Annotated in this window: 16 protein-coding genes; 7 read left to right on the top strand and 9 right to left on the bottom strand. The window is 73.0% G+C overall.

The window, feature by feature from the left end:
- Positions 1–76 precede the first annotated feature (76 nt).
- Positions 77–1,114 (bottom strand): L-glyceraldehyde 3-phosphate reductase, encoded by a 1,038-nt coding sequence (mgrA, locus tag Sdia_RS00590; protein WP_124287203.1) that lies wholly within the window; start codon positions 1,112–1,114, stop codon positions 77–79.
- Between the two features lie 527 nt (positions 1,115–1,641).
- On the opposite strand from mgrA, the gene Sdia_RS00585 reads away from it, so the two are divergent.
- From Sdia_RS00585 to Sdia_RS00570, 4 genes are all read left to right on the top strand, one after another.
- Positions 1,642–2,403: an isoprenyl transferase gene (locus Sdia_RS00585; protein ID WP_100452575.1), complete on the top strand. Its 762-nt coding sequence runs from the start codon at positions 1,642–1,644 to the stop codon at positions 2,401–2,403.
- A gap of 372 nt (positions 2,404–2,775) precedes the next feature.
- A complete protein-coding gene (gene phoH2, locus Sdia_RS00580; protein WP_100452576.1) occupies positions 2,776–4,098 on the top strand; it encodes an RNA 5'-3' helicase PhoH2 in 1,323 nt (440 codons plus the stop codon).
- A gap of 490 nt (positions 4,099–4,588) precedes the next feature.
- Entirely contained in the window at positions 4,589–5,299 is a 711-nt protein-coding gene (locus tag Sdia_RS00575) for an aggregation-promoting factor C-terminal-like domain-containing protein (protein ID WP_010638255.1), read from the top strand.
- Positions 5,300–5,478: 179 nt separating this feature from the next.
- Entirely contained in the window at positions 5,479–7,029 is a 1,551-nt protein-coding gene (locus Sdia_RS00570) for an AI-2E family transporter (protein WP_100452577.1), read from the top strand.
- 55 nt (positions 7,030–7,084) lie between these two features.
- Here Sdia_RS00570 and Sdia_RS00565 read toward each other — a convergent pair whose 3' ends face one another.
- The gene (locus Sdia_RS00565) at positions 7,085–8,050 is read right to left on the bottom strand and encodes a LysR substrate-binding domain-containing protein (RefSeq protein WP_100452578.1); all 966 of its coding nucleotides are present in this window, start codon (positions 8,048–8,050) and stop codon (positions 7,085–7,087) included.
- A 477-nt stretch (positions 8,051–8,527) separates the two neighbouring features.
- On the opposite strand from Sdia_RS00565, the gene Sdia_RS00560 reads away from it, so the two are divergent.
- A complete protein-coding gene (locus tag Sdia_RS00560) occupies positions 8,528–9,082 on the top strand; it encodes a peroxiredoxin (protein WP_030265371.1) in 555 nt (184 codons plus the stop codon).
- 9 nt (positions 9,083–9,091) lie between these two features.
- Positions 9,092–9,628, top strand: a complete 537-nt coding sequence (locus tag Sdia_RS00555; protein WP_100452579.1) for an alkyl hydroperoxide reductase — start codon at positions 9,092–9,094, stop codon at positions 9,626–9,628.
- A gap of 86 nt (positions 9,629–9,714) precedes the next feature.
- Here the strand turns inward: Sdia_RS00555 and Sdia_RS00550 are convergent, their stop codons facing one another.
- The 5 genes from Sdia_RS00550 to Sdia_RS00530 form a co-directional block, all read right to left on the bottom strand.
- The gene (locus Sdia_RS00550) at positions 9,715–12,135 is read right to left on the bottom strand and encodes an FtsX-like permease family protein (RefSeq protein ID WP_115069830.1); all 2,421 of its coding nucleotides are present in this window, start codon (positions 12,133–12,135) and stop codon (positions 9,715–9,717) included.
- On the bottom strand, positions 12,132–12,857 hold the full coding sequence (locus Sdia_RS00545; RefSeq protein WP_115069831.1) for an ABC transporter ATP-binding protein: 726 nt from the start codon (positions 12,855–12,857) through the stop codon (positions 12,132–12,134). The genes Sdia_RS00550 and Sdia_RS00545 overlap by 4 nt, the downstream gene beginning before the upstream one ends.
- The gene (locus Sdia_RS00540) at positions 12,854–13,378 is read right to left on the bottom strand and encodes a PadR family transcriptional regulator (RefSeq protein WP_100452582.1); all 525 of its coding nucleotides are present in this window, start codon (positions 13,376–13,378) and stop codon (positions 12,854–12,856) included. Before Sdia_RS00540 ends, Sdia_RS00545 begins: the two co-directional genes overlap by 4 nt.
- A 123-nt stretch (positions 13,379–13,501) precedes the next feature.
- Positions 13,502–13,765 (bottom strand): type II toxin-antitoxin system antitoxin, encoded by a 264-nt coding sequence (locus Sdia_RS00535; RefSeq protein WP_100452583.1) that lies wholly within the window; start codon positions 13,763–13,765, stop codon positions 13,502–13,504.
- Positions 13,762–14,655: an SPFH domain-containing protein gene (locus Sdia_RS00530; protein ID WP_100453316.1), complete on the bottom strand. Its 894-nt coding sequence runs from the start codon at positions 14,653–14,655 to the stop codon at positions 13,762–13,764. Before Sdia_RS00530 ends, Sdia_RS00535 begins: the two co-directional genes overlap by 4 nt.
- Before the next feature lie 473 nt (positions 14,656–15,128).
- Between Sdia_RS00530 and Sdia_RS00525 the strand changes: the two genes are divergently transcribed.
- Positions 15,129–17,360 carry a transglycosylase domain-containing protein gene (locus tag Sdia_RS00525; RefSeq protein WP_100452584.1) on the top strand — a complete coding sequence of 744 codons (2,232 nt, stop codon included), beginning with the start codon at positions 15,129–15,131 and terminating at the stop codon, positions 17,358–17,360.
- A gap of 365 nt (positions 17,361–17,725) precedes the next feature.
- On the opposite strand, the gene Sdia_RS00520 is transcribed toward Sdia_RS00525, so the two are convergent.
- Positions 17,726–19,861: a SpoIIE family protein phosphatase gene (locus Sdia_RS00520; RefSeq protein ID WP_100452585.1), complete on the bottom strand. Its 2,136-nt coding sequence runs from the start codon at positions 19,859–19,861 to the stop codon at positions 17,726–17,728.
- Between the two features lie 35 nt (positions 19,862–19,896).
- On the bottom strand, positions 19,897–20,595 hold the full coding sequence (locus Sdia_RS00515) for a class I SAM-dependent DNA methyltransferase (protein WP_100452586.1): 699 nt from the start codon (positions 20,593–20,595) through the stop codon (positions 19,897–19,899).
- Positions 20,596–20,883: the final 288 nt, after the last annotated feature.

Raw genomic sequence — 20,883 nt, 5'->3', positions numbered from 1 at the left:
CGGCGCGCACCGCCCGTACCGCGAAGGGCGCCCCTCCACCGACGAGTCGGTGGAGGGGCGCCCTTTCCGCTGCCGGTCAGCTCCGGTCGGCCCAGATGTTGGTGCCCGGCGTCGAGACGGCGAAGGAGTCGATCTCCCGCAGCTCCTCGCCGGTGAGGGGCGGGCCCGAGAGCGCCGCCACGTTCTGCTCCACCTGGTGCGGACTGGAGGCGCCGATCAGCGCCGAGGTCATCCGCGGGTCCCGCAGCACCCAGCTCAGCGCGAGCTGTGCCAGCGACTGGCCGCGGCGGGCGGCGATGTCGTTGAGCCCGTTGAGGCGGCGGGTGACCTCCTCCGAGAGGAGGCCCGGGTCGAGCGACTTGCCCTGGGTGGCGCGCGAGCCCTCCGGGATCCCCTTCAGGTACTTGTCCGTCAGCAGCCCCTGCGCCAGCGGCACGAAGGAGATGCAGCCCATGCCGGCCGCCTCCAGCGTGTCGAGCAGGCCGTCGTCCTCGGTCCAGCGGTTGATCATGGAGTACGAGGGCTGGTGGATCAGCGGGCGCACTCCCATCTCGCGCAGGATGCGGGCGGCCTCGGCGGTCTGCTCGCTGTTGTAGGAGGAGACGCCGACGTAGAGCGCCTTGCCCTGCTGCACCGCGGTGGCCAGCGCGCCCATCGTCTCCTCCAGCGGAGTCTGCGGGTCGAAGCGGTGCGAGTAGAAGATGTCGACGTAGTCGGTGCCCATCCGCTTCAGCGAGGCGTCCAGCGAGGAGAGCAGGTACTTGCGCGAGCCCCACTCGCCGTACGGGCCGGGGTGCATGAGGTAGCCGGCCTTGGTGGAGAGGACCAGTTCGTCGCGGTACGGGGCGAAGTCCTGCTTCAGCAGCTTGCCGAAGTTCAGCTCCGCCGAGCCGGGCGGCGGTCCGTAGTTGTTGGCCAGGTCGAAGTGGGTGATGCCGAGGTCGAAGGCGCGGCGCAGGATCGCGCGCTGCGAGTCGAGGGAGCGGTCGTCACCGAAGTTGTGCCACAGGCCCAGCGAGATGGCGGGGAGCTTGAGGCCGCTGTGCCCGGTGCGCCGGTACTCCATGGAGTCGTAGCGGTCGGCCGCGGCCGTGTAAGGAGACGTGTCGGTCATGGTCACGAAACTACGGCAGGGCGGCCGGTTGTTCCGAAGGAGTTCCCTCCGCTCTCCCGGTACGGGGGCCGCGCCGCAAGGGTCCGGCGGGCGGCGGCCCGCGGCGCCCGGCCCCTTGCCGGGCCGAGGAGTTGAGGGAGGGCCCGGAGCAGGAGGAGGGGCCGCCGCCCCCCACGTCCACCGGGGGCGCGGTGCTATCGTCTCCACGGCGAACCCGGCGCATCCCGACGCGGCCACGCACCGCGCGGAGCGAGAAGCAGGCAGGCGCCACCTCTCCGGAACGTCCCCCCGCTCCCCGGGTGCGGAGCCGTCTCCGCCCGGGACGAGCACGCCGCACACGAACGGCCGGTTGCCGGCCGGCCGGGCCGGCGGCGGCACCCGGCGGTCCACACGTCCGCCAGGTCAGGCGAGCCAGGAGTCCGTTCCCGCGCACAGGAGCGGCGACAAACCCGACGACGGCCCCGACCGGCACAGCGATAGTGTGGCGGCCTCGGTGACCGGTCGATCCCAGGAGGGGCTGAACAGACGTGAATCTGCGCGACCTGGTGTACAAACTCTACGCACGCCGGGTGGAAGGCCGCCTCGACCACGACCAGGGCCCCGGCCACATCGGGGTCATCCTCGACGGCAACCGGCGCTGGGCCAAGGCGTCCGGCGGCACCACGGCGCAGGGCCACCGGGCGGGGGCCGACAAGATCACCGAGTTCCTGGGCTGGTGCGCCGAGACCAAGGTGCGCGTCGTCACCCTGTGGATGCTCTCCACCGACAACTTCGACCGGCCCGAGTCCGAGCTGACCCCCCTCCTCGGCATCATCGAGGACTCGGTCCGCGGCCTCGCCGCCGACGGCCGCTGGCGCGTCCACCACGTCGGCACCCTGGACATGCTCCCCGACCGGACCCGCACCGTCCTCAAGGAGGCGGAGGAGGCCACCGCCGCCAACCAGGGGATACTGGTCAACGTCGCCGTCGGCTACGGCGGCCGCCAGGAGATCGCCGACGCCGTCCGCTCGCTGCTGCTGGACCACGCCGAGCGCGGCACCTCCTTCGAGGAGCTGGCCGAGACCGTCTCCGTCGAGTCCATCTCCGAGCACCTCTACACCCGCGGGCAGCCCGACCCCGACCTCGTCATCCGCACCAGCGGCGAGCAGCGCCTCTCGGGCTTCATGCTCTGGCAGAGCGCCCATTCGGAGTACTACTTCTGCGAGGTCTTCTGGCCCGCGTTCCGCAAGGTCGACTTCCTGCGGGCGCTGCGCGACTACGCGTACCGCAACCGCCGGTTCGGCGGCTGACGGGCCCGCTCCCCACCCGCTGCGCGCCACCTGGACTCCCGGTACCGGACCCCCGTTCGGTGCCGGGAGTTCATCCGTGTGCGTGACACCGCCACGCATGGCGCGGCGACAAGGAGGGAATATCACTGCCAGGCCGGCGCCCGGGCAGTGCAGGGGCGGGCGCCGGAGCTCAGCGGGCGGCCCGGCCGTCCGCCCGGGAGGCCCTTTGCACCACCTCGACCGAGCCCTCGGCACGGACGGAGCGGAGGGCCGGCGCCCGGCCCGTGCAGGGGCCGCGCCCGGCCCGTCCTCCTCCTCGGGACACCTCCGTCCCCGGGGAGGCCCCCGCGACCCCGTCGCACCCCGACCTCATCCGAGGGGGTACGTCCTTCCGTGGTGACCAGCTCAAAGCGCCGCATGTCCGACAGGCGCACCTACGTACTCGACACCAGCGTGCTGCTGGCCGACCCGAACGCCATGATCCGTTTCGACGAGCACGAAGTGGTGCTCCCGATCGTCGTGGTCACGGAACTCGAGGCCAAGCGGCACCACCCGGAACTCGGCTACTTCGCCCGCCAGGCGCTGCGCCTGCTGGACGACTTCCGCGTCCGGTACGGCCGGCTCGACGCCCCCATCCCCCTGGGGGACCTGGGCGGCAGTCTCCGTGTCGAGCTGAACCACTCCGACCCGGGCGTGCTGCCCGCCGGATACCGCCTGGGGGACAACGACTCACGCATCCTCGCCGTCGCCCGGAACCTCCAGGCCGAGGGGTTCGACGTCACCGTCGTCTCCAAGGACCTGCCGCTGCGCATCAAGGCGTCGTCGGTCGGCCTGCTCGCCGAGGAGTACCGGGCGGAGCTGGCCGTCACCGACTCCGGCTGGACCGGGATGGCCGAGCTGTCCCTCTCCGGGGAGCAGGTCGACCTGCTCTTCGAGCAGGACGCCCTGCTCGTGCCCGAGGCCGCCGAACTGCCGGTGCACACCGGGCTGACCATCCAGTCCGAACGCGGCAAGGCGCTCGGGCGGGTCACCGAGAGCGGCGAGGTACGCCTCGTCCGGGGCGACCGGGAGGCGTTCGGCATCCACGGCCGCAGCGCCGAGCAGCGGATCGCGCTGGATTTGCTCCTCGACCCGGAGATCGGCATCGTCTCGATGGGCGGCCGGGCCGGTACGGGCAAGTCGGCCCTGGCGCTCTGCGCCGGCCTGGAGGCGGTGCTGGAGCGCGGCCAGCACAAGAAGGTGATGGTCTTCCGGCCCTTGTACGCCGTCGGCGGGCAGGAACTCGGCTTCCTGCCGGGCACCGAGGCCGAGAAGATGGGCCCCTGGGCGCAGGCGGTCTTCGACACCCTCTCGGCCGTCACCAGCCGCGAGGTCATCGAGGAGGTCGTGGCCCGCGGCATGCTGGAGGTCCTGCCGCTCACCCACATCCGGGGCCGCTCCCTGCACGACGCCTTCGTCATCGTCGACGAGGCCCAGTCCCTGGAGCGCAACGTCCTGCTGACCGTGCTGTCCCGGATCGGCGCCGACTCCCGGGTCGTCCTCACCCACGACGTGGCCCAGCGGGACAACCTCCGGGTGGGCCGGTACGACGGTGTGGTGGCCGTGGTGGAGAAGCTGAAGGGGCACCCCCTCTTCGCCCATGTGACGCTCACCCGCTCCGAGCGCTCCCGGATCGCCGCCCTGGTCACCGAGATGCTGGAGGACGGCCAGTTGTGACGGGGCCGACCGGGTGACCCGAAGCCGCCTGAACCGGGGCGAGTTGGGCACTCGGGTGGCGGTGCCCTGGGCCATTTGATCGGTAGGTCCGAAAAGTATGACCGGTGGTACAAAGTGCCGTCGCGGAAGGCCAAGCAGCCTAGCCCGGCGGCGCTTTGCTGCGCGCACGTTTCCAGCAACCCCATGGGGCAAACAACGTGTGAGGTTAAACACGCGGGAGAGAATTGCCTTGCGGCGGGGGCGTCCGGCAGAGTCTTGCTCCTGTCAGGCCCCGCATACGGCACGCGGTACCCCTAGCAGTACCAAGTAGGTCGAGAACTCCATAGAGACGCCGTATGCCACCCGAGTTGAACGGGGTGCTCCTCGCACGTGTGCGGGGGAGCCCTGTCGGGTCCGTGCTTCCCGTGACCACGTTCGAGAGGAAGCCAGCGACAAGGGCACGATTGCGTCCGCGAGGTCACCCATGCGGACGACGCTGGAAGGAAACCGTGTGAGCCGGATCTCGGTCCGGGGATTCGCTGTGGCATCGGCCACGGCGGTCACCACTGTCGGTGCTGTCGTGGGCGTTGCCTCCGGCGGTGCCCAGCAGCCCGCGAACGACTTCGAGGCAGCCGCAGGCGAGGCGACTCTCCTCGCGGACATCCCGGCGGGCCAGCAGGCCCAGGTGCAGACCGCGTCGCTGGCCCAGCAGGCCGACGCGCAGTCGATCGCCGCGGATGCCGTGACCAAGAAGGCCGTGGAGGAAGCGGCCCGCAAGGCCGCCGCCGAGGCGGCGACGGAGAAGAAGGCCGCCGCCGAGAAGGCCGCGGAGCAGGCCGAGCGTGAGGCCAAGGAGCGCAAGGAGGCCGAGGAGAAGGCCAGCCGCTCCGAGACCCGCGACGCCACCAGCTTCGCCACCCAGTCCTCGTACACGGTCGCCCAGGTGCAGGCCATGGCGCGGCAGATGGTCCCGGCGGACCAGTTCCAGTGCTTCAGCAACATCGTGAACCACGAGTCCACGTGGAACTACCGGGCCAGCAACCCGTCCTCCGGCGCCTACGGCCTCGTCCAGGCACTGCCCGGCTCCAAGATGGCCTCGGCCGGAGCCGACTGGCAGACCAACCCGGCCACCCAGATCAAGTGGGGCCTCAACTACATGGACCAGCGCTACGGTTCGCCGTGCGGCGCCTGGAGCTTCTGGCAGGCCAACAACTGGTACTAGGCCCGCGCAGGCCCTGAAGGCCCGGCTGCCGGACGCCTCACGACGGCTCCGCACCGTCAACCTTCCCCGGCCCCTCACCGTCCCTACGGTGAGGGGCCGCTGCCATGTACGGTCGACTCCGCGTTCTCGGGGTAACAGCACCGAACGCGGCACGGGGACGAGGGACGGGACGGAAGAAGATGTCACGACTGCCAGGGTGGCTGGAGCGCGCGGGCGCCGAGCTGACACGGATCGGTGAGGCGCTCGACGAACGCCGGGCCCGGGCGGAGGCGGCCGAGGAGGCCGCCGCCCACGGTGTCCCCCCGGTGCCGGAACGTCCCTCCGCGCCGCCCAAGCCCGCCGCGCCCCCGGTGGTCGGCGCCGTCCCCCTCGTCAAGGCCGGGGCGGAGGCCGAGGCGGAGGCCGCCCACGTACCGGCCCCGCCGGCCTACGCGCCGGCCGTCTCCGCGCGGCCCGACCCGGTCGACGCCGTGCCGTGGGGGATGCGGGTGGCCGCCGAGGCGGGGTGGCGGCTGCTGGTGCTCGCCGGGACCCTCTGGGTCCTGATGAAGATCATCACCTCGGTCCAGCTGGTCGTCTTCGCCTTCGTCGCCGCGCTGCTGGTGACCGCGCTGCTCCAGCCCACCGTCACCGCGCTCCGCCGGATGGGGATGCCCAGAGGGGTGGCGACCGCCGTCACCGCCGTCCTCGGCTTCGTCATCATGGGCCTGGTCGGCTGGTTCGTGGTCTGGCAGGTCATGGAGAACATCGACACGCTCTCCAGTCAGGTCCAGGACGGCATCGACGAGTTGCGCGGCTGGCTGCTGAACAGCCCGTTCCACGTGACCGAGGACCAGATCAACGACATCGCCAAGACCCTGCGCGACGCCGTCGGCACCAACACCGAGGAACTCACCTCGGCCGGGCTCGAGGGCGTCACCGTGCTGCTGGAGGTCCTCACCGGCATGGTGCTGGCGATGTTCTCCACCCTCTTCCTCCTCTACGACGGCAAGCGCATCTGGCGCTGGTCCCTCAACCTGGTCCCCGCGCAGGCGCGGCCGGGCATCGCCGGAGCGGGGCCGCGCGCCTGGCGGACCCTCACCGCGTACGTGCGCGGCACGGTGATGGTGGCGCTCATCGACGCGATCTTCATCGGCCTCGGCCTGTGGTTCCTCAACGTGCCGATGGCCGTGCCGCTCGCCGTCTTCATCTTCCTCTTCGCCTTCATCCCGCTGGTCGGCGCCGTGGTCTCCGGTGCGCTCGCCGTGGTGGTGGCGCTGGTGACCCAGGGCGTGGGGACCGCGCTGCTGGTCCTCGTGGTGGTGCTCGCCGTGCAGCAGATCGAGGGCCACATCCTCCAGCCGTTCATCCTCGGCCGGGCGGTCCGGGTCCACCCGCTCGCGGTGGTGCTGGCGGTCGCCGCCGGCGGCCTGGTCGGCGGGATCGGCGGCGCCGTCGTCGCCGTGCCGCTGGTCGCCGTCATCAACACGGTCGTCGGCTATCTGCGCGCCTACAGCCGGGAGACCGCCCTGCGGACCGCGCCCGGCCCGCACGGCGCCACCGCGCTGCCCGTCGCACCGGTCGGCGGCGACGGCCCGGACCGCGCGGACGCCCCCGTGCCGGGGTCCGGCGGGGCCGGCCGGGAAGGCGCTCCGGACCCCGAGACCGGTGGCACCACGCCGTCCCGGGGGGCCGGGGCCGGGGAGCGGGACGCCGAGGCCGGACAGGGCCCGCCGCCGCACGAGAAGTGAGGCGGTACGCAGCCGTGCCGAGAGCCCGGCCCCGCCCGCCGCGGGAGCCGGGCCCTCAGCCTTCCCGGACGCGCACCGGCAGCGGGCGCAGCGCCTCGCGCAAGGCGGCGGCCAGCTCCTCGTACTCATGGGCGCGGGCCGCGCCCGACCGCAGGACCAGGCCCACCCGGCGGCTCGGCGCCGGGGTGGTGAAGGTTCCGGTGAGGAGCTGCGAGCTGCGGCCCGCCTCGACCCTCAGGGCGGTACGCGGCAGCAGGGTGACACCCAGTCCGCCCGCGACCAGCTGGACCAGGGTGGCGAGGCCGGCGGCGCCGGTGGTGACCGGGCGGTCGGTGCGCCCGGCCTCGCGGCACACGTCCAGCGCCTGGTCGCGCAGGCAGTGGCCCTCGTCCAGGAGGAGCAGGTCGACGTCGCGCAGCGCCTCGCGGGGGACGCCCTCGCGACCGCCGAGCGGATGGTCCAGCGGGGTGATCAGGACGAAGTCCTCGTCGAAGAGGGGGAGTTCGTGCAGGCCCGGGACGCCGAGCGGGGTGGCGAGCAGCAGCAGGTCCAGCCGTCCGGCGAGCAGGCCCTCGACCAGGGAGGAGGTCTGCTCCTCGTGGACCTGGAGCTCCAGCCTGGGGTAGGCGGAGCGGATCAGGCGCAGCACGGTGGGGAGCAGGTAGGGGGCGACGGTCGGGATGACGCCGAGCCGGACGGTGCCGGTGAAGGGGGCGCGGACCGCCTCGGCCTCCTCCAGCAGGTTGCCGACCTCGTTGAGAACGGCCTTGGCGCGGGGGGCGAGCCGCTCTCCGGCGGGGGAGAGGAGCACCCGGCGGGTGGTGCGCTCCAGCAGGGTGACCCCGAGGATCTCCTCCAGGGTGGAGACGGCGCCGGAGAGGGCGGGCTGGCTCATCCCGATGGCGGCGGCGGCGTCCCGGAAGTGCAGGTGTTCGGCGACGGCGGCGAAGGCGCGCAACTGGGCGAGGGTCGGGCCCTTGGCGGCGCGGCCGGGGCGGGCCGGGGTGGGGCTGTGATGCATGGGGCTCAAGGTCTCCGGCCGGTGCTGCTGGTGCTGCTGGGTCGGCGGTCGGCGGTGCCGCCCGCCGCGTCCCCAGCCTACGGGCGGGGCGGGGTCCCGGGCCGGTGATGCCCGCCACGCCGGGGCGGCCGGCCGCGCGCGCCGGTGCCGGCAGGGTGGTGCCCGCCGGAACGCGGGCGGTAGGGCCGTCGGGCCCTCCTTCGATGCGGAGGGTGACCGTGCAGGCTGGCACTCCGGGCATGGAATGATGCCCTCCGGTCGCGTGCGGGGGTGCGTTCCGCCTTTCGGCGGCCGACGGCGCCGCGCTTCCGGCCGGGCGCGGGCGGTCCGGAGTCTTCGGGGAAAACGCCTGGTCGCGCGCGAGTGACTGATTCGTTCGCCCTATCGGTGGAACGTCACTGATCGATTTCTCGGCATGATCCTCCGTGTGGCACGCTGGGCCACAGTCCAACCCCTCAGCACTACCGGAGGACCACAGTGCTCACTGTCGGTGACAAGTTCCCCGAGTTCGATCTCACGGCCTGCGTCTCGCTGGAGAAGGGCAAGGAGTTCGAGCAGATCAACCACAAGACCTACGAGGGCAAGTGGAAGATCGTCTTCGCGTGGCCGAAGGACTTCACCTTCGTCTGCCCGACCGAGATCGCCGCGTTCGGCAAGCTGAACGAGGAGTTCGCCGACCGTGACGCCCAGATCCTCGGCTTCTCCGGTGACTCGGAGTTCGTGCACCACGCCTGGCGCAAGGACCACCCGGACCTGACCGACCTGCCCTTCCCGATGCTCGCCGACTCCAAGCACGAGCTCATGCGCGACCTGGGCATCGAGGGCGAGGACGGCTTCGCCCAGCGCGCCGTCTTCATCGTCGACCAGAACAACGAGATCCAGTTCACCATGGTGACCGCGGGCTCCGTCGGCCGTAACCCGAAGGAGGTCCTCCGGGTCCTCGACGCCCTCCAGACGGACGAGCTGTGCCCGTGCAACTGGAGCAAGGGCGACGAGACCCTGGACCCGGTCGCGCTGCTCTCGGGCGAGTGAGGTAACCCCATGGCTCTCGACGAACTCAAGTCCGCGATACCGGACTTCGCCAAGGACCTGAAGCTCAACCTGGGCTCCGTCATCGGCAACAGCCCCCTCCCGGAGCAGCAGCTCTGGGGCACCGTGCTGGCCTGCGCGATCGCCTCGCGCTCGCCGAAGGTGCTCAGCGAGCTGGAGCCGGAGGCCAAGGCCAACCTGTCGCCCGAGGCGTACCAGGCCGCCAAGTCCGCCGCCGCCATCATGGCGATGAACAACGTCTTCTACCGGACCCGGCACCTGCTGTCGGACCCCGAGTACGGGACGATGCGGGCCGGCCTGCGGATGAACGTCATCGGCAACCCGGGCGTGGAGAAGGTCGACTTCGAGCTCTGGTCGCTCGCCGTCTCCGCGATCAACGGCTGCGGCCAGTGCCTCGACTCGCACGAGCAGGTGCTCCGCAAGGCCGGGGTCGACCGCGAGACGATCCAGGAGGCCGTGAAGATCGCCGCCGTCCTCCAGGCCGTCGGCGCGACCCTCGACTCCGAGGCGGTCCTGGCGGGCGCGTGACGCGCCCCCGGTGACACCGGAACAGCACGGGAGCCCCCCACCGGCATCGGTGGGGGGCTCCCGTACGTCTCACGGACCGCGCGGGGTCACTCGGTCCGCAGGCCGTCCGGCCGGGTCATCCGCAGCAGCGGCGGCAGCGAGGCCAGCGTGATCAACAGGGTCACCCCGGCGCCCGTCAGCGCGTACGGCCAGAAGACCCACCAGGACTGGACGGGCTTGCCGATCACCCCGGTCATCACGGCGCCCAGGCCGAGCCCGCCGAGGACCGCCACGCCGATGCCGAGGACGACCGGGACGGCGGTCTGCCACAGCGTGGACCAGGCCAGCGTCCGGCGCGGCGTGCCGAAGGCGACCAGGGCGGCCAGCACCCGGCGCCGCTCCCGCAACTGCTCGGTCGTCGACACCAGCAGCGAGGCCGCGATCAGCACCAGCAGTACCGAGGCGCCGACCATGAGGGCGGTCTGGGCGCTGGCGTAGTTGCGGTCGCGGGTGACGGCGATGAAGTTGGTCACCCGCATCGTCGGGTCGATGGCGGCGGCGGTGTTGCGCACGTGCTCCACGCCGTCCGGGACCGACAGGTCCAGCTTGATCATGGCGGTGGTCATCGCCGGGGCGCGCTCCAGCTCCTTGCCGATGGCGCTCGGGGTGACGTAGATGCCGTCCCGGTGGTTGCCGCCCGGGTCCTTCCGGGTGCGGACCACGGGGCTGTCTGCGGGGAGGGTCCAGAGGATCTCGCCGGCCGGCTCGTGGTCGGAGAACCCGGCGTCCTCGGGGTTGTCACCGAGGTTGACCGGCTTGCCGGGGCGGGCCGACTGGTCGACCCAGGCGTTCATCTCCTCGTCCGGGCTGTGCGCGACGAAGGTGTCGCCGTCCTCGCACCGGTCGATCCGGGCCAGCTCGCGCAGGGTGGCGCAGTCGGCGACGTGCAGTTCGGTGGTGGGGCGGATGTCGCCCTTGTACGGGCCCGGCCGGGTCGCGTAGACGTTGACCGTGCCGATGACCTTCCGGACGCCCTCGGTGGCGCGGAAGTCGGCGATCATCCGCTGGGCCAGCTCGCCGTCGGCGTGGTTGGTGGCGACGCCGACCTCGGCGCGGGCCGGGTCCTGGCCGGTGAGCTTGATGAAGTCCTCGTGCATCGAACCGAGGAGCATCTGGATGGCGATGGCCCCCGCGACCGCCACCGTGATCCCGCCGACCGACCGGGAGACGGAGCCGCTCTCCAGCTGGAGCCGGCGGGTGGCGAGCTGCCAGGGGACGGGGCCGCCCCGCAGCCGCCGGACGACGGCCTCGACGGCCCAGGGAAGCAGGGCGATCAGGCCGATCAGGACCAGCGCGCTGCCGGCGCCGATCACGTACTCGCTGTACATGACATCGCGGAAGCCGACGTCCCCGCTGAACGGGAGCAGCAGGGCCACACCCAGCACCGGCAGCAGCAGGCGCCACCACAGGCGGCGGCGGCGCGGCTTGGCGTGGCGGACCACCCCGAGCGGTTCGATCGCCACCGACTTGAGCGAGACCAGCGTGACCAGCACCGCCGCGAGCGGCACCCCGAGGAGGACCACCAGGCCGAGCAGCGGGTCCGGCACCAGGTCGCCCGCGAAGACGCCGACGTCCCACACCTCGACGTACTGGGCCGGCGGCCGCAGCGCCAGGAACAGGACGCCGCCGACGGCGAGGCCCAGCAGCGCGCCGCCGAGTGCCTCGCCGGCCGCGATCCGGCGGACGGTGGGCCGGTCGGCGCCGACCAGGCGCAGCGCCGCGAGCCGGCGGTCGCGCCGCTCGCCGCCGAAGCGGACGGCGGTGGCGATGAAGACCGCGACGGGGGTGAGCAGGACCACGCACATCAGCGTGATCAGGATGACCAGCGAGGGAGCCAGGTCGTCCCCCTCGGAGGCCAGGCCGAACCCCTCGGTACGCCCGGCCTCCCCCGGGGTGAGCGCGTCGTGGCCCGCGTAGAAGAGGAGTTCGCGCGGGTTGACCAGCCCCGCGTCGCCGATGGTGCCGACGATCTTCTGGGGGAGGCGCTCGCGGAGGAGGGCGCCCTCCTCGGTGCCCAGCAGGTCGCGCAGGGCGGGCGAGGCGTACATCTCGCCGTCGGCGGGGAGCCCGGGCAGGCCCGGCGGGAGCGCCGGGGCGTTCCCCTCGGCCTTGAGGTACGTGCCCCAGATCGTCTCGGAGCGGTAGTCGGACTCCGTGGTGGAGTAGAGCACGGTGGAGTCGGAGCGTGCGGCGCTTCCCGGGTCCCTCACCGCGGAGGCGGTACGGGCGTCGCCGCGCGCGGCACGTTCGGCGAGCAGGTGCGGAGTGCTGGCGGCGCCGAGCAGCACGGCGACGGCGGCGCCGACCCCGGCGGCGGTCAGCAGCGTGCGCGACCAGCCCTCACGGCCGCCGCCGAAGGCGAACCGCAGGCCGGTGAGCAGGTCCTGGAACCATCCGCTGCGGCCGGAGCCGCGCGGGGCGGAGGGGAGTGGCGGCGCGGTTGCCGCCTGCGGTGCGGTGGTCGTCACACGTACCGCTCCATGTCCCGGCAGCGGCCGTCGCGGACGACGACCTCGCGGTCGGAGTAGGCGGCCACCCGGTTCTCGTGGGTGACCAGGACGACGGCGGTGCCGGCCGCCCGGGCCGACTCGGTGAGCAGTTCCATGACCCGCTCGCCGTTGAGGGAGTCCAGGGCGCCGGTCGGCTCGTCGGCGAAGACCACGCGCGCCCCGGTGACCAGGGCGCGGGCCACCGCGACCCGCTGCCCCTGGCCGCCGGAGACCTCGCCCGGACGCTTGTCGTGGACGTCGTCCACCTCCAGGCGCTCCAGCCAGGCGGTGGCGGCGGCCTCGGCGGTCCTGCGCCGCACGCCGTTCAGCCGGAGCGGCAGCGCCACGTTCTCCGCGCAGGTCAGCTCGGGGACGAGCCGGCCGAACTGGAAGACGAAGCCGAACTCGGTGCGGCGCAGCGCGCTCAGGCGCTGGTCGGACAGGTCGCCGAGTGGTGTGCCCTGGTAGGTGAGGGTGCCGCTGTCCGGGCGGACGACGCCGGCCAGGCAGTGCAGCAGCGTGGACTTGCCGGAGCCGGAGGGCCCCATGACGGCGACCACCTCACCGGCGTGGATGGAGAAGTCGGCGCCGTCCAGGGCGGTGGTCCGGCCGTACGTCTTGCGCAGCCCGGCGGCGGCCAGGAGCGAGCCGGCGGGGGCGGGGGCGGTCCCCGCCGGCGGTGAGGGGGAGGCAGCACTCACGCGCCGACCGCCTTTCCGAGGGCGCCGAGGCGGGCGGCGGTCAGTTCCAGCCAGCGCAGGTCCGCCTCCAGGTGGAAGAGGGCGTGGTCGCAGATGAGCTGGTCGGCGAGGTCGCCCTGACGCTTGCGGGCGGTCAGGGCGCGCATCAGCCGCAGGTGCTCGGCCCGCTGGGTGTCGAGCAGGTCACCGGCGTCGCGGCCGGTGAGCAGGGCGAGGACGACCTTCGTGTACAGGGTCGACTGGAGGTAGGGCTCGGGTTTCTCCGGGGTGGCGAGCCAGGCGGCGACATCGGTGATGCCCGCCTCCGTGATGGCGTACCGCTTCCGTTCGGGACCGGCGCCGGACTCCACCGCGTCGACCTCCACGAGGCCGTTCTTCAGCAGGCGGGACATGGTGGCGTAGACCTGGCCGTAGTGCAGGGGCCGGTCGTGGCCGAACTTGTCGTCGAAGGCGCGCTTGAGGTCGTAGCCGTGGCGGGGGCCGGACTCCAGCAGGCCGAGCAGGGTGTGACCGATGGACATGCCGCGCACTGTACATGGGGTGTATAGCCGGGGTGGATAGCGGGGTGGCCGGTGCGCGAACGCCCGCGCCGGGTGGGCCGAAGGGGTTCGGCCCACCCGGCGCGGGCGGTGGTGCGGGGGCGGTCAGCCGCCCGTCTCGGGCTCCTCGCGGCGGGGCGGGCGGCCGCGGCGCGGCAGGGGGCCGGTGGCCCCGGGGAGGCGGCCCGCTTCCAGGAGGGCGCGGCGGAGGAGGAACTCGATCTGCGCGTTGGTGCTGCGCAGGTCGTCGGCGGCCCAGCGGGCGAGGGCGTCATGGACGAGCGGGTCGAGCCGCAGCAGGACCTGCTTGCGCTGCCGGCGGGGGCGCCGCGGCCGGTCGGCCGCTCCGTCCTCCGTCGCCCCGGTCACTGGTAGAGCGTGCCCGTGTTGACGACCGGCTGGGCGGACCGGTCGCCGCAGAGGACCACCATCAGGTTGCTGACCATGGCGGCCTTGCGGTCGGAGTCGAGCTCCACGATGTCGTCCTCCTGGATACGGGACAGGGCCTGCTCGACCATGCCCACCGCGCCCTCGACGATCAGCCGGCGGGCGGCGACGACGGCACCGGCCTGCTGGCGCTGGAGCATCGCCGAGGCGATCTCGGGGGCGTAGGCGAGGTGCGTGAAGCGGGACTCGACGATCTTGACGCCGGCCGCCTCGACCCGGGCGTGCAGCTCGACGGCGAGCTTCTCGGTGATCTCCTCGGCGTTGCCGCGCAGGGACAGGCCGCCCTCGTCGTGGGCGTCGTAGGGGTACTCGATGGCGATGTGGCGGACGGCGGCCTCGGTCTGGGTGGAGACGAACTCCAGGAAGTCGTCCACCTCGAAGACGGCGCGGGCGGTGTCCTCGACCTGCCAGACGACGACGGCGGCCAGCTCGATCGGGTTGCCGTAGGCGTCGTTGACCTTGAGGACGGCCGTCTCGTGGTTGCGCACCCGGGTGGAGATCTTCTCGCGGGTGGTCAGCGGGTTGACCCAGCGCAGGCCGTCGGTGCGGATGGTGCCGCGGTACCGCCCGAAGAGCTGGACGACGCGGGCCTCGCCCGGCGCCACCATGTTCAGTCCGCACATCGCGAGGAAGGCGCCGATCGCCACCAGGATGCCGACGACGATCAGCACGGCCTTGACGGCGTCGGCGTCGGCCGCCGCGCCGAAGGCGATCAGGCCCGCCCCGACGACCAGGCCGAGGAGGCCGAGCAGCAGGGCCATCGCCCCGCCGATGCTGTGCGCCTGGAACTCGCGGACGGACGGCTGCGGCATGGCGGGCAGCTCCGGCGTCCGGTCGTCGGCTGGGGTGTGGGAGGAGGTGGTCACGGTGTCCCCGTTCCTGTGGTCGGTGCCGCGGTGGCCCTGCCGCGGTCGCGTTGCTCGCACTGGCCGATCAAACTGATATCACTTTATCGGAGTGGTGCTGCTCACGCCACCCCCGTCGCCGCCGCCGGGGGTGAAGGGGGCCTCCGCGCCTTCCCTGGCCGGAAATGAGCGGTGACGGCAACCTCGGGGCACGTTCGTGAGTCGGTTCCCTTGGTCGCGGGTGCTCATTCTCACGTCCGGAAAAGGCCGGATCGGCAACCGTTTGTCCTCGGCCGCGGTGTTAGCTTTCAAAGCTGACCGGACGGGTGTGGCCGCAGGGCACGGGTACCCGCCGAACGCGGATGTCCGGTCCAGCCGGGCGGGACCAGGCCCCGTACACCCCGGGGTTCTCGGAGCGGAAAGAAGCGGAGCGACTCATCATGAGCCGATCGGACGAAGGACGAGCGGGGCGGGGCGGCGACGGCCGGGCGCGCTCGTCGGGCGGCATACGCCGCTTCTTCACGCTCAAGAAACTGCTCGGTGCCTTCTTCACCGTCTGCCTGCTCGGGATGCTGGGCTTCGTCGGCCTCTACCTCGCCGTCGACGTGCCCGAGGGCAACGCCGACGCCACGCGCCAGAGCAACGTCTACAAGTACGCCGACGGCTCCCAGATCACCCACACCGGGTCCGTCAACCGCGAGATCGTCGGACTGGACCGGATACCCAAGGACGTGCAGCGCACGTTCGTGGCAGCCGAGAACAAGACGTTCTACACCGACGGCGGCATCGACCTGAAGGGCACCGCCCGGGGACTGGTCAACACCGTCTCCGGAAAGGGCAAGCAGGGCGGCTCGACCATCACCCAGCAGTACGTGAAGAACTACTACCTCACCTCCGACCAGACGGTCAGCCGCAAGGTGAAGGAGCTGGTCATCGCCCTCAAGGTCGACCAGCGGATGAGCAAGGACGACATCCTCGCCGGCTACATCAACACCAGCTACTACGGCCGCGGCGCGCACGGCATCCAGGCCGCCGCCCAGTCCTACTACGGCGTCGACGCCGACGACCTCACCGTCTCCCAGGGCGCCTACCTCGCGGCCCTCCTCCAGGCGCCCAGCCAGTACGACTGGGCCGTCGCCTCGGAGAAGGGCAAGAAGCTCGTCAAGGAGCGCTGGCGGTACGTCCTGGACAACATGGTCGACCAGGGCTGGCTCGACAAGGCGAGCGCCGCCGAGGAGGAGTTCCCCGTCCCGGACGAGCCGAAGCCCGCCCCCGGCCTCCAGGGCCAGAAGGGCTACCTCGTCAACGCCGCCAACAACGCCCTGCGCAAGCAGCTGATGGCCCAGGGCGCCACCGCCGAGGAGGCCCAGACCTCCGTCGAGGCCGGCGGCTGGACCATGACGCTCAACATCGACAAGAAGAAGCAGCGCGAGCTGGAGCGCTCGGTCGACAGCTCCCTCAACGACCAGCTCGACCCCGAGGCCCGCAAGGTCGACGCCCGCGTCCAGACCGGCGCGGCCTCCGTCGACCCGCGCAACGGCAAGGTCCTGGCCCTCTACGGCGGCCGCGACTACCTCGAGCACCAGCTGTCCAACGCCACGCGCCGCGACTACCAGGTGGCCTCGACCTTCAAGCCGTTGATCCTCGCCTCCGCCCTGGAGAGCGGTGCGAAGACCCAGGACGGCCAGGCCATCACCGCCGGCACCATCTACGACGGCACCAGCGAACGGCCCCTGGAGGGCTCGCCCACGCCGTACGCGCCGCCCAACGAGGACGACGTCGACTACGGTCCGGTCACCGTCCAGAAGGCGATGAACAAGTCCGTCAACTCCGTCTTCGCGCAGATGGGCGTCGACGTCGGCATGGACGAGGTGATGAAGACCGCGGGTGACCTCGGCATGGACGTCGACGGGCTGGAGGCGGTCCCCGCCCAGACGCTCGGCTCGATGGGCGCCAGCCCGCTGGAGATGGCCGGCGTCTACGCGACCTTCGCCAACCACGGCAAGCTGGTCACCCCGGCCGTGCTGAAGAGCGCCGAGAACCGCGACGGCTCCGTGGACCTGCCGAAGGCGGTCGGTGAGCAGGTGATCAAGCGCTCCACCGCCGACGCCGTCACCTCCGTCCTCACCGGCGTGGTCGACGACGGCACCGGCGCGGCGGTCCGCCACTCCGCGCAGGACGTGGCCGGCAAGACCGGCACCTCCGACGACAACAAGTCCGCCTGGTTCACCGGCTTCACCCCGAAGCTCGTCACCTCCGTCGGCCTCTTCGGGGAGGACATGGAGAAGAAGGGCCAGCAGGTCTCGCTTCACGGCGCGGCCGGCGGCGGCCGGGTCAACGGCGGCGGCTTCCCCGCACGGATCTGGGCCGACTACACCTTCGACGTGATGGGCACCCCGGTCGCCTTCGAGCTGGAGACCGACATGGGCGCGGGTGTCGCCCCGCCGCCGGAACCCGACCCGACGACGCCCCCGCCGCCGGAGGAGACGGAGCCCGCGGAGCCCAGCGGCGACCCCGAGCCCTCCGACGACCCGCCCTCCGAGGAGCCGACCGACCCGGACCCCTCGGACCAGCCCACCGGTGACCCGTCGGCCCCCGAGTCGCCCCCGGAGACCCCGCCGGGCCCGGAACTGCCGACCAACGACCCGGTCGCACCGGGCGCCGAGGAGTAGCGGCGCCCCGTCCCGGCGCACGGCCGCGGCCCGGCTCGCTTCCCCAGCGGAAGGGAGCCGGGCCGCGGCCGTCGGACACGGGGGCATCCCGCGGTGCGGGGTGCACGGACGCGGACGACACGCGGAGAGCACCGCCGCACCCCGTCGGGCGGTCAAGGCTCCCGTCAGGGCGTCGGCGACGCGGGCGGCCCGTCCGGTCCCCGACGTGCCAAGGCCGCCGGGGCGCGGCGAACCGGGGCACGCACGCCGTCCTCCTCACCCCGCCCGCTTGCCCGGGCGTCGCCCGGACCCGCCCCGGCCCCGCACGCGGCCAGGTGAGCCGGGCGCGGACGGGGCCGGAGGTGCCACGGGAGGCCGGCCACCGCTCAGGGCATCGACAGCTCGAACCAGACGATCTTGCCGTTGCTCAGCCGGGTCGCGTCCCAGCGCCGGGCCACCTTGTTGACCAGGTACAGGCCGCGCCCGCCCTCGTCGGTGGCGCGGGCCTGCCGCAGTCTCGGAAGCTGGGGCACGTCGTCGCCGACCTCCACCCGCAGCACGTCGGTACGGAGCAGCCGCAGCGTCACCGGGCGCGTGGCGTACCGGACCGCGTTGGTCACCACCTCGCTGACCAGCAGTTCCACCGAGTCCGTCAGCTCCTCCAGCTCCCACCGTGCCAGCGCCGCCCGGGCCAGGCGCCGGGCCCGGCCGGGCGCCGCCGGGTCGGGCTCCAGGAACCAGTACGCCACGTCGCTCGGCGCGATCCCGTCGAAGCGGGCCGCGAGCAGTGCGATGTCGTCGTCCCGGTCGCCCGGACCCAGCATGTCCAGCACGTCGTCGCAGAGCGCCTCCAGCGGCGGCGGATGGTCGGGGCCGGTCAGCCGGGCCGTCGCCGCCAGCCGCTCCCGCAGCTGCTCGATGCCGGTCCACACGTCCCGCAGCCGCGACTCCACCAGGCCGTCGGTGTACAGCAGCAGCGTCGCCCCGGCCGGCGCGTCCAGCTCGACCGCCTCGAAGTCGACCCCGCCGACGCCGATCGGCGCACCCGGCGGCACCCGCAGCACCTCCGCACGGCCCCCCAGGTGCAGCAGGACCGGCGGCGGATGCCCGGCGTTGGCCACCGTGATGCGGTGCGACACCGGGTCGTACACCGCGTACACGCAGGTCGCCATCCGGTCCGAGCCCAGCCGCTGCGCCTGTTCGTCCAGGTGGTGCAGCACCTCCTGCGGCGGCAGGTCCAGCCCCGCCAGGGTCTGCGCGGTGGTCCGCAGCTGGCCCATGATCGCCGCCGAGGTCATCGAGTGCCCCATCACGTCGCCGACCACCAGCGCCACCCGCGAGCCCGGCAGCGGGATCGCGTCGTACCAGTCGCCGCCGACGCGGGCCGACTCGGCGGCCGGCAGGTACCGGCTGGCCAGCCGGACCCCTGTCGCCTTCGGCAGGGTCTCGGGGAGCATGGTGCGCTGCAACTCGTCCGCGATGTACGCCTCGCGGCCGTACAGCACCGCCTTGTCGATGCCGAGCGCGCTGTGTGTCGCCAGTTGGGCCGCGACCAGCAGGTCGTCCGGATCGAAGGCGGGCCGGTCGGGGCTGCGCAGGAAGACGGCGGCACCGATCACCCGGCGGCGGCCGCGCAGCGGCGCCAGGATGGTGCGCATCCCGCCGGGCACCGTCGGCCCCTCGCCGAGCAGTTCGGGCAGGGCGGCGCGGGCCGCGGGCGTGTCGGAGAAGACCGGGCGCACCCCGCGCAGCACCTCGGCGAGGGCGCCGCCGGGGCGCACCTCGCACAGCTCGGGCGAGAGCAGCGCCTCCGGCGAGAGCGGGATCTGCGCGGCGAGCGAGCCCTCCCTCTCCTCCTCGGCCTCACCGAGGTGCCGCAGCCGGTCGGTGCGGCGCAGCCGCAGCACCAGCGGTCCCGCCGGCCGCTCGTCGCCGACCAGCAGCGGGTCGCTGAGGTAGACGAGGATGGCGTCGGAGAAGGTCGGCACCGTCGCCCGGCACAGGCCCATCACGATCTCGTCCGGGTCGATGCCGCGGGCGATGCGCCGGGTGGCCGCCCCGACGAACCTCAGCCGGTCGCCGTCGCGCCGCGCCGTGCCCGGCAGTTGGCCCGGCAGGTGGCCGCCGTCGCCGGGCCCGCCGCGCGGTGGCTCCTCGCGCGAGCCGCGGGCCGCGCCGGGGCCGGCCTGGGCGGGCGCGGGGCCGTGCTCGACGGGCGCGTCGGACGTGCCCTTACCGGACCGGCCGCGACCGCCGGAGCGTTTGGCGGGGGTGGTGGAGTCCTGCGCCGGTAAGGCCGCTGCGCGTCGGGAGCCGCCTTTGCGCCGCCGCCGTCCTTTGGCCGGGCGCGGTACGGGGGCCTTCTCGGTGCGGCCCCGTTCCGGTGGGCCGGCCGGCTCCTGGCCGTCCGCCCCCTCGGCTGGATCGGGGGTACGCAGGCGCGCCCCGCGCCGTTCGGCGGGGGCGGTCGGGCCGGCAGTTCTCTGCTGCCGGCCCTCGTGGGAGGTGGGGTGCTCCGTCACGCGTGTCGAATCCGTCCGTCCGGGGCTGCGCCGTGTCAGTCGCGCCGGCAGTTCAGGAAGAGCTGGTACTCGGGTGGGGCGTCGGTGCTGGCCGGCGCGTACGCGTAGTCGTCCTCGCCGGTGATCTCGAAGCCCGCTCCGGTCACCACCCGGCGCAGCTCCTCACGGAGGTAGCCGGAGACCCGCAGGGTGTGGCCGAGGAAGGGGATGCCCGCGTCGTCCAGGTCGGCCTCGACCATCGACAGGGCGAGATGACCGCCGGGAACCAGCAGCGAGCGGAGCATGCCGAGGGCGAGGGGGATCTCCTCGCGCGGCAGCATCAGCAGGGTGAAGAAACAGGTGATGCCGTCGAACCGGCCGAGCCCCCGCGGGCCGTCGGCCCTGAGCGAGGCCAGGTCGCGGTGGAGGAACTCGGCGCCGGGGACGTTGGTCCGGGCCAGCTCCAGCATCCCCGCGGAGAGGTCGACCCCGGTGACCCGGTGGCCGGCGTCGGTGAGCTGCCCGGCGGTCGGCAGGCCGGTGCCGCAGCCGACGTCCAGGACGCGTGCCCCGGCGGGGAGTTCGGAGAGCAGGCGCTGCACAGCGGCTATCTGGCCCTCCTTGTGCGGGAACGCCTCGTCGTACCGCTTGCCTATCGCGTCGAACGCCTCGGCCTGCCCGGTACGGTCCACGACCAGGCCCGCGGGGTAACCACCCGCCGCCGCGCCGCTCTGCTGCCCTGGACCCTCGTTCACGTCGTGTCCCGCCCCTCGATGCCTGTCTGCCTGACGTGCGCTTGTGCGTTGCGATCCTGCGACGGCGGGCGGCCCGGCCGGTAGGGGCCGGCCGCCGCCGTGTCGTGCGGTGCGGCCCACCGGTGGAGTCCGGGGGCTGCTGTGTCCTTGCGGACGACGATCCTACGTTTGGTGTACGGCCGTCTAGCAAGGGTCTCACGGCCCTTTGCCAGTGTCCGGCGGATCATGGCCGGGGCCACGGGGCCCGCTGGGGCACCTCGCCGCGCAGGTCGTGGCCTCCGCCACGGC

The sequence above is a fragment of the Streptomyces diastaticus subsp. diastaticus genome, from assembly GCF_011170125.1.
GTDB classification, from domain to species: domain Bacteria; phylum Actinomycetota; class Actinomycetes; order Streptomycetales; family Streptomycetaceae; genus Streptomyces; species Streptomyces diastaticus.
Note: the sequence above shows the minus strand (reverse complement) of the source record. Positions and strands in the feature narration are given on the sequence as shown.

Coding starts and splice junctions, on each gene's coding strand:
- mgrA (WP_124287203.1), bottom strand. CDS start 1,114: ATGACCGACACGTCTCCTTACACGGCCGCGGCCGACCGCTACGACTCC.
- Sdia_RS00570 (WP_100452577.1), top strand. CDS start 5,479: ATGTCACGACTGCCAGGGTGGCTGGAGCGCGCGGGCGCCGAGCTGACA.
- Sdia_RS00565 (WP_100452578.1), bottom strand. CDS start 8,050: ATGCATCACAGCCCCACCCCGGCCCGCCCCGGCCGCGCCGCCAAGGGC.
- Sdia_RS00555 (WP_100452579.1), top strand. CDS start 9,092: ATGGCTCTCGACGAACTCAAGTCCGCGATACCGGACTTCGCCAAGGAC.
- Sdia_RS00540 (WP_100452582.1), bottom strand. CDS start 13,378: ATGTCCATCGGTCACACCCTGCTCGGCCTGCTGGAGTCCGGCCCCCGC.
- Sdia_RS00530 (WP_100453316.1), bottom strand. CDS start 14,655: ATGCCGCAGCCGTCCGTCCGCGAGTTCCAGGCGCACAGCATCGGCGGG.
- Sdia_RS00525 (WP_100452584.1), top strand. CDS start 15,129: ATGAGCCGATCGGACGAAGGACGAGCGGGGCGGGGCGGCGACGGCCGG.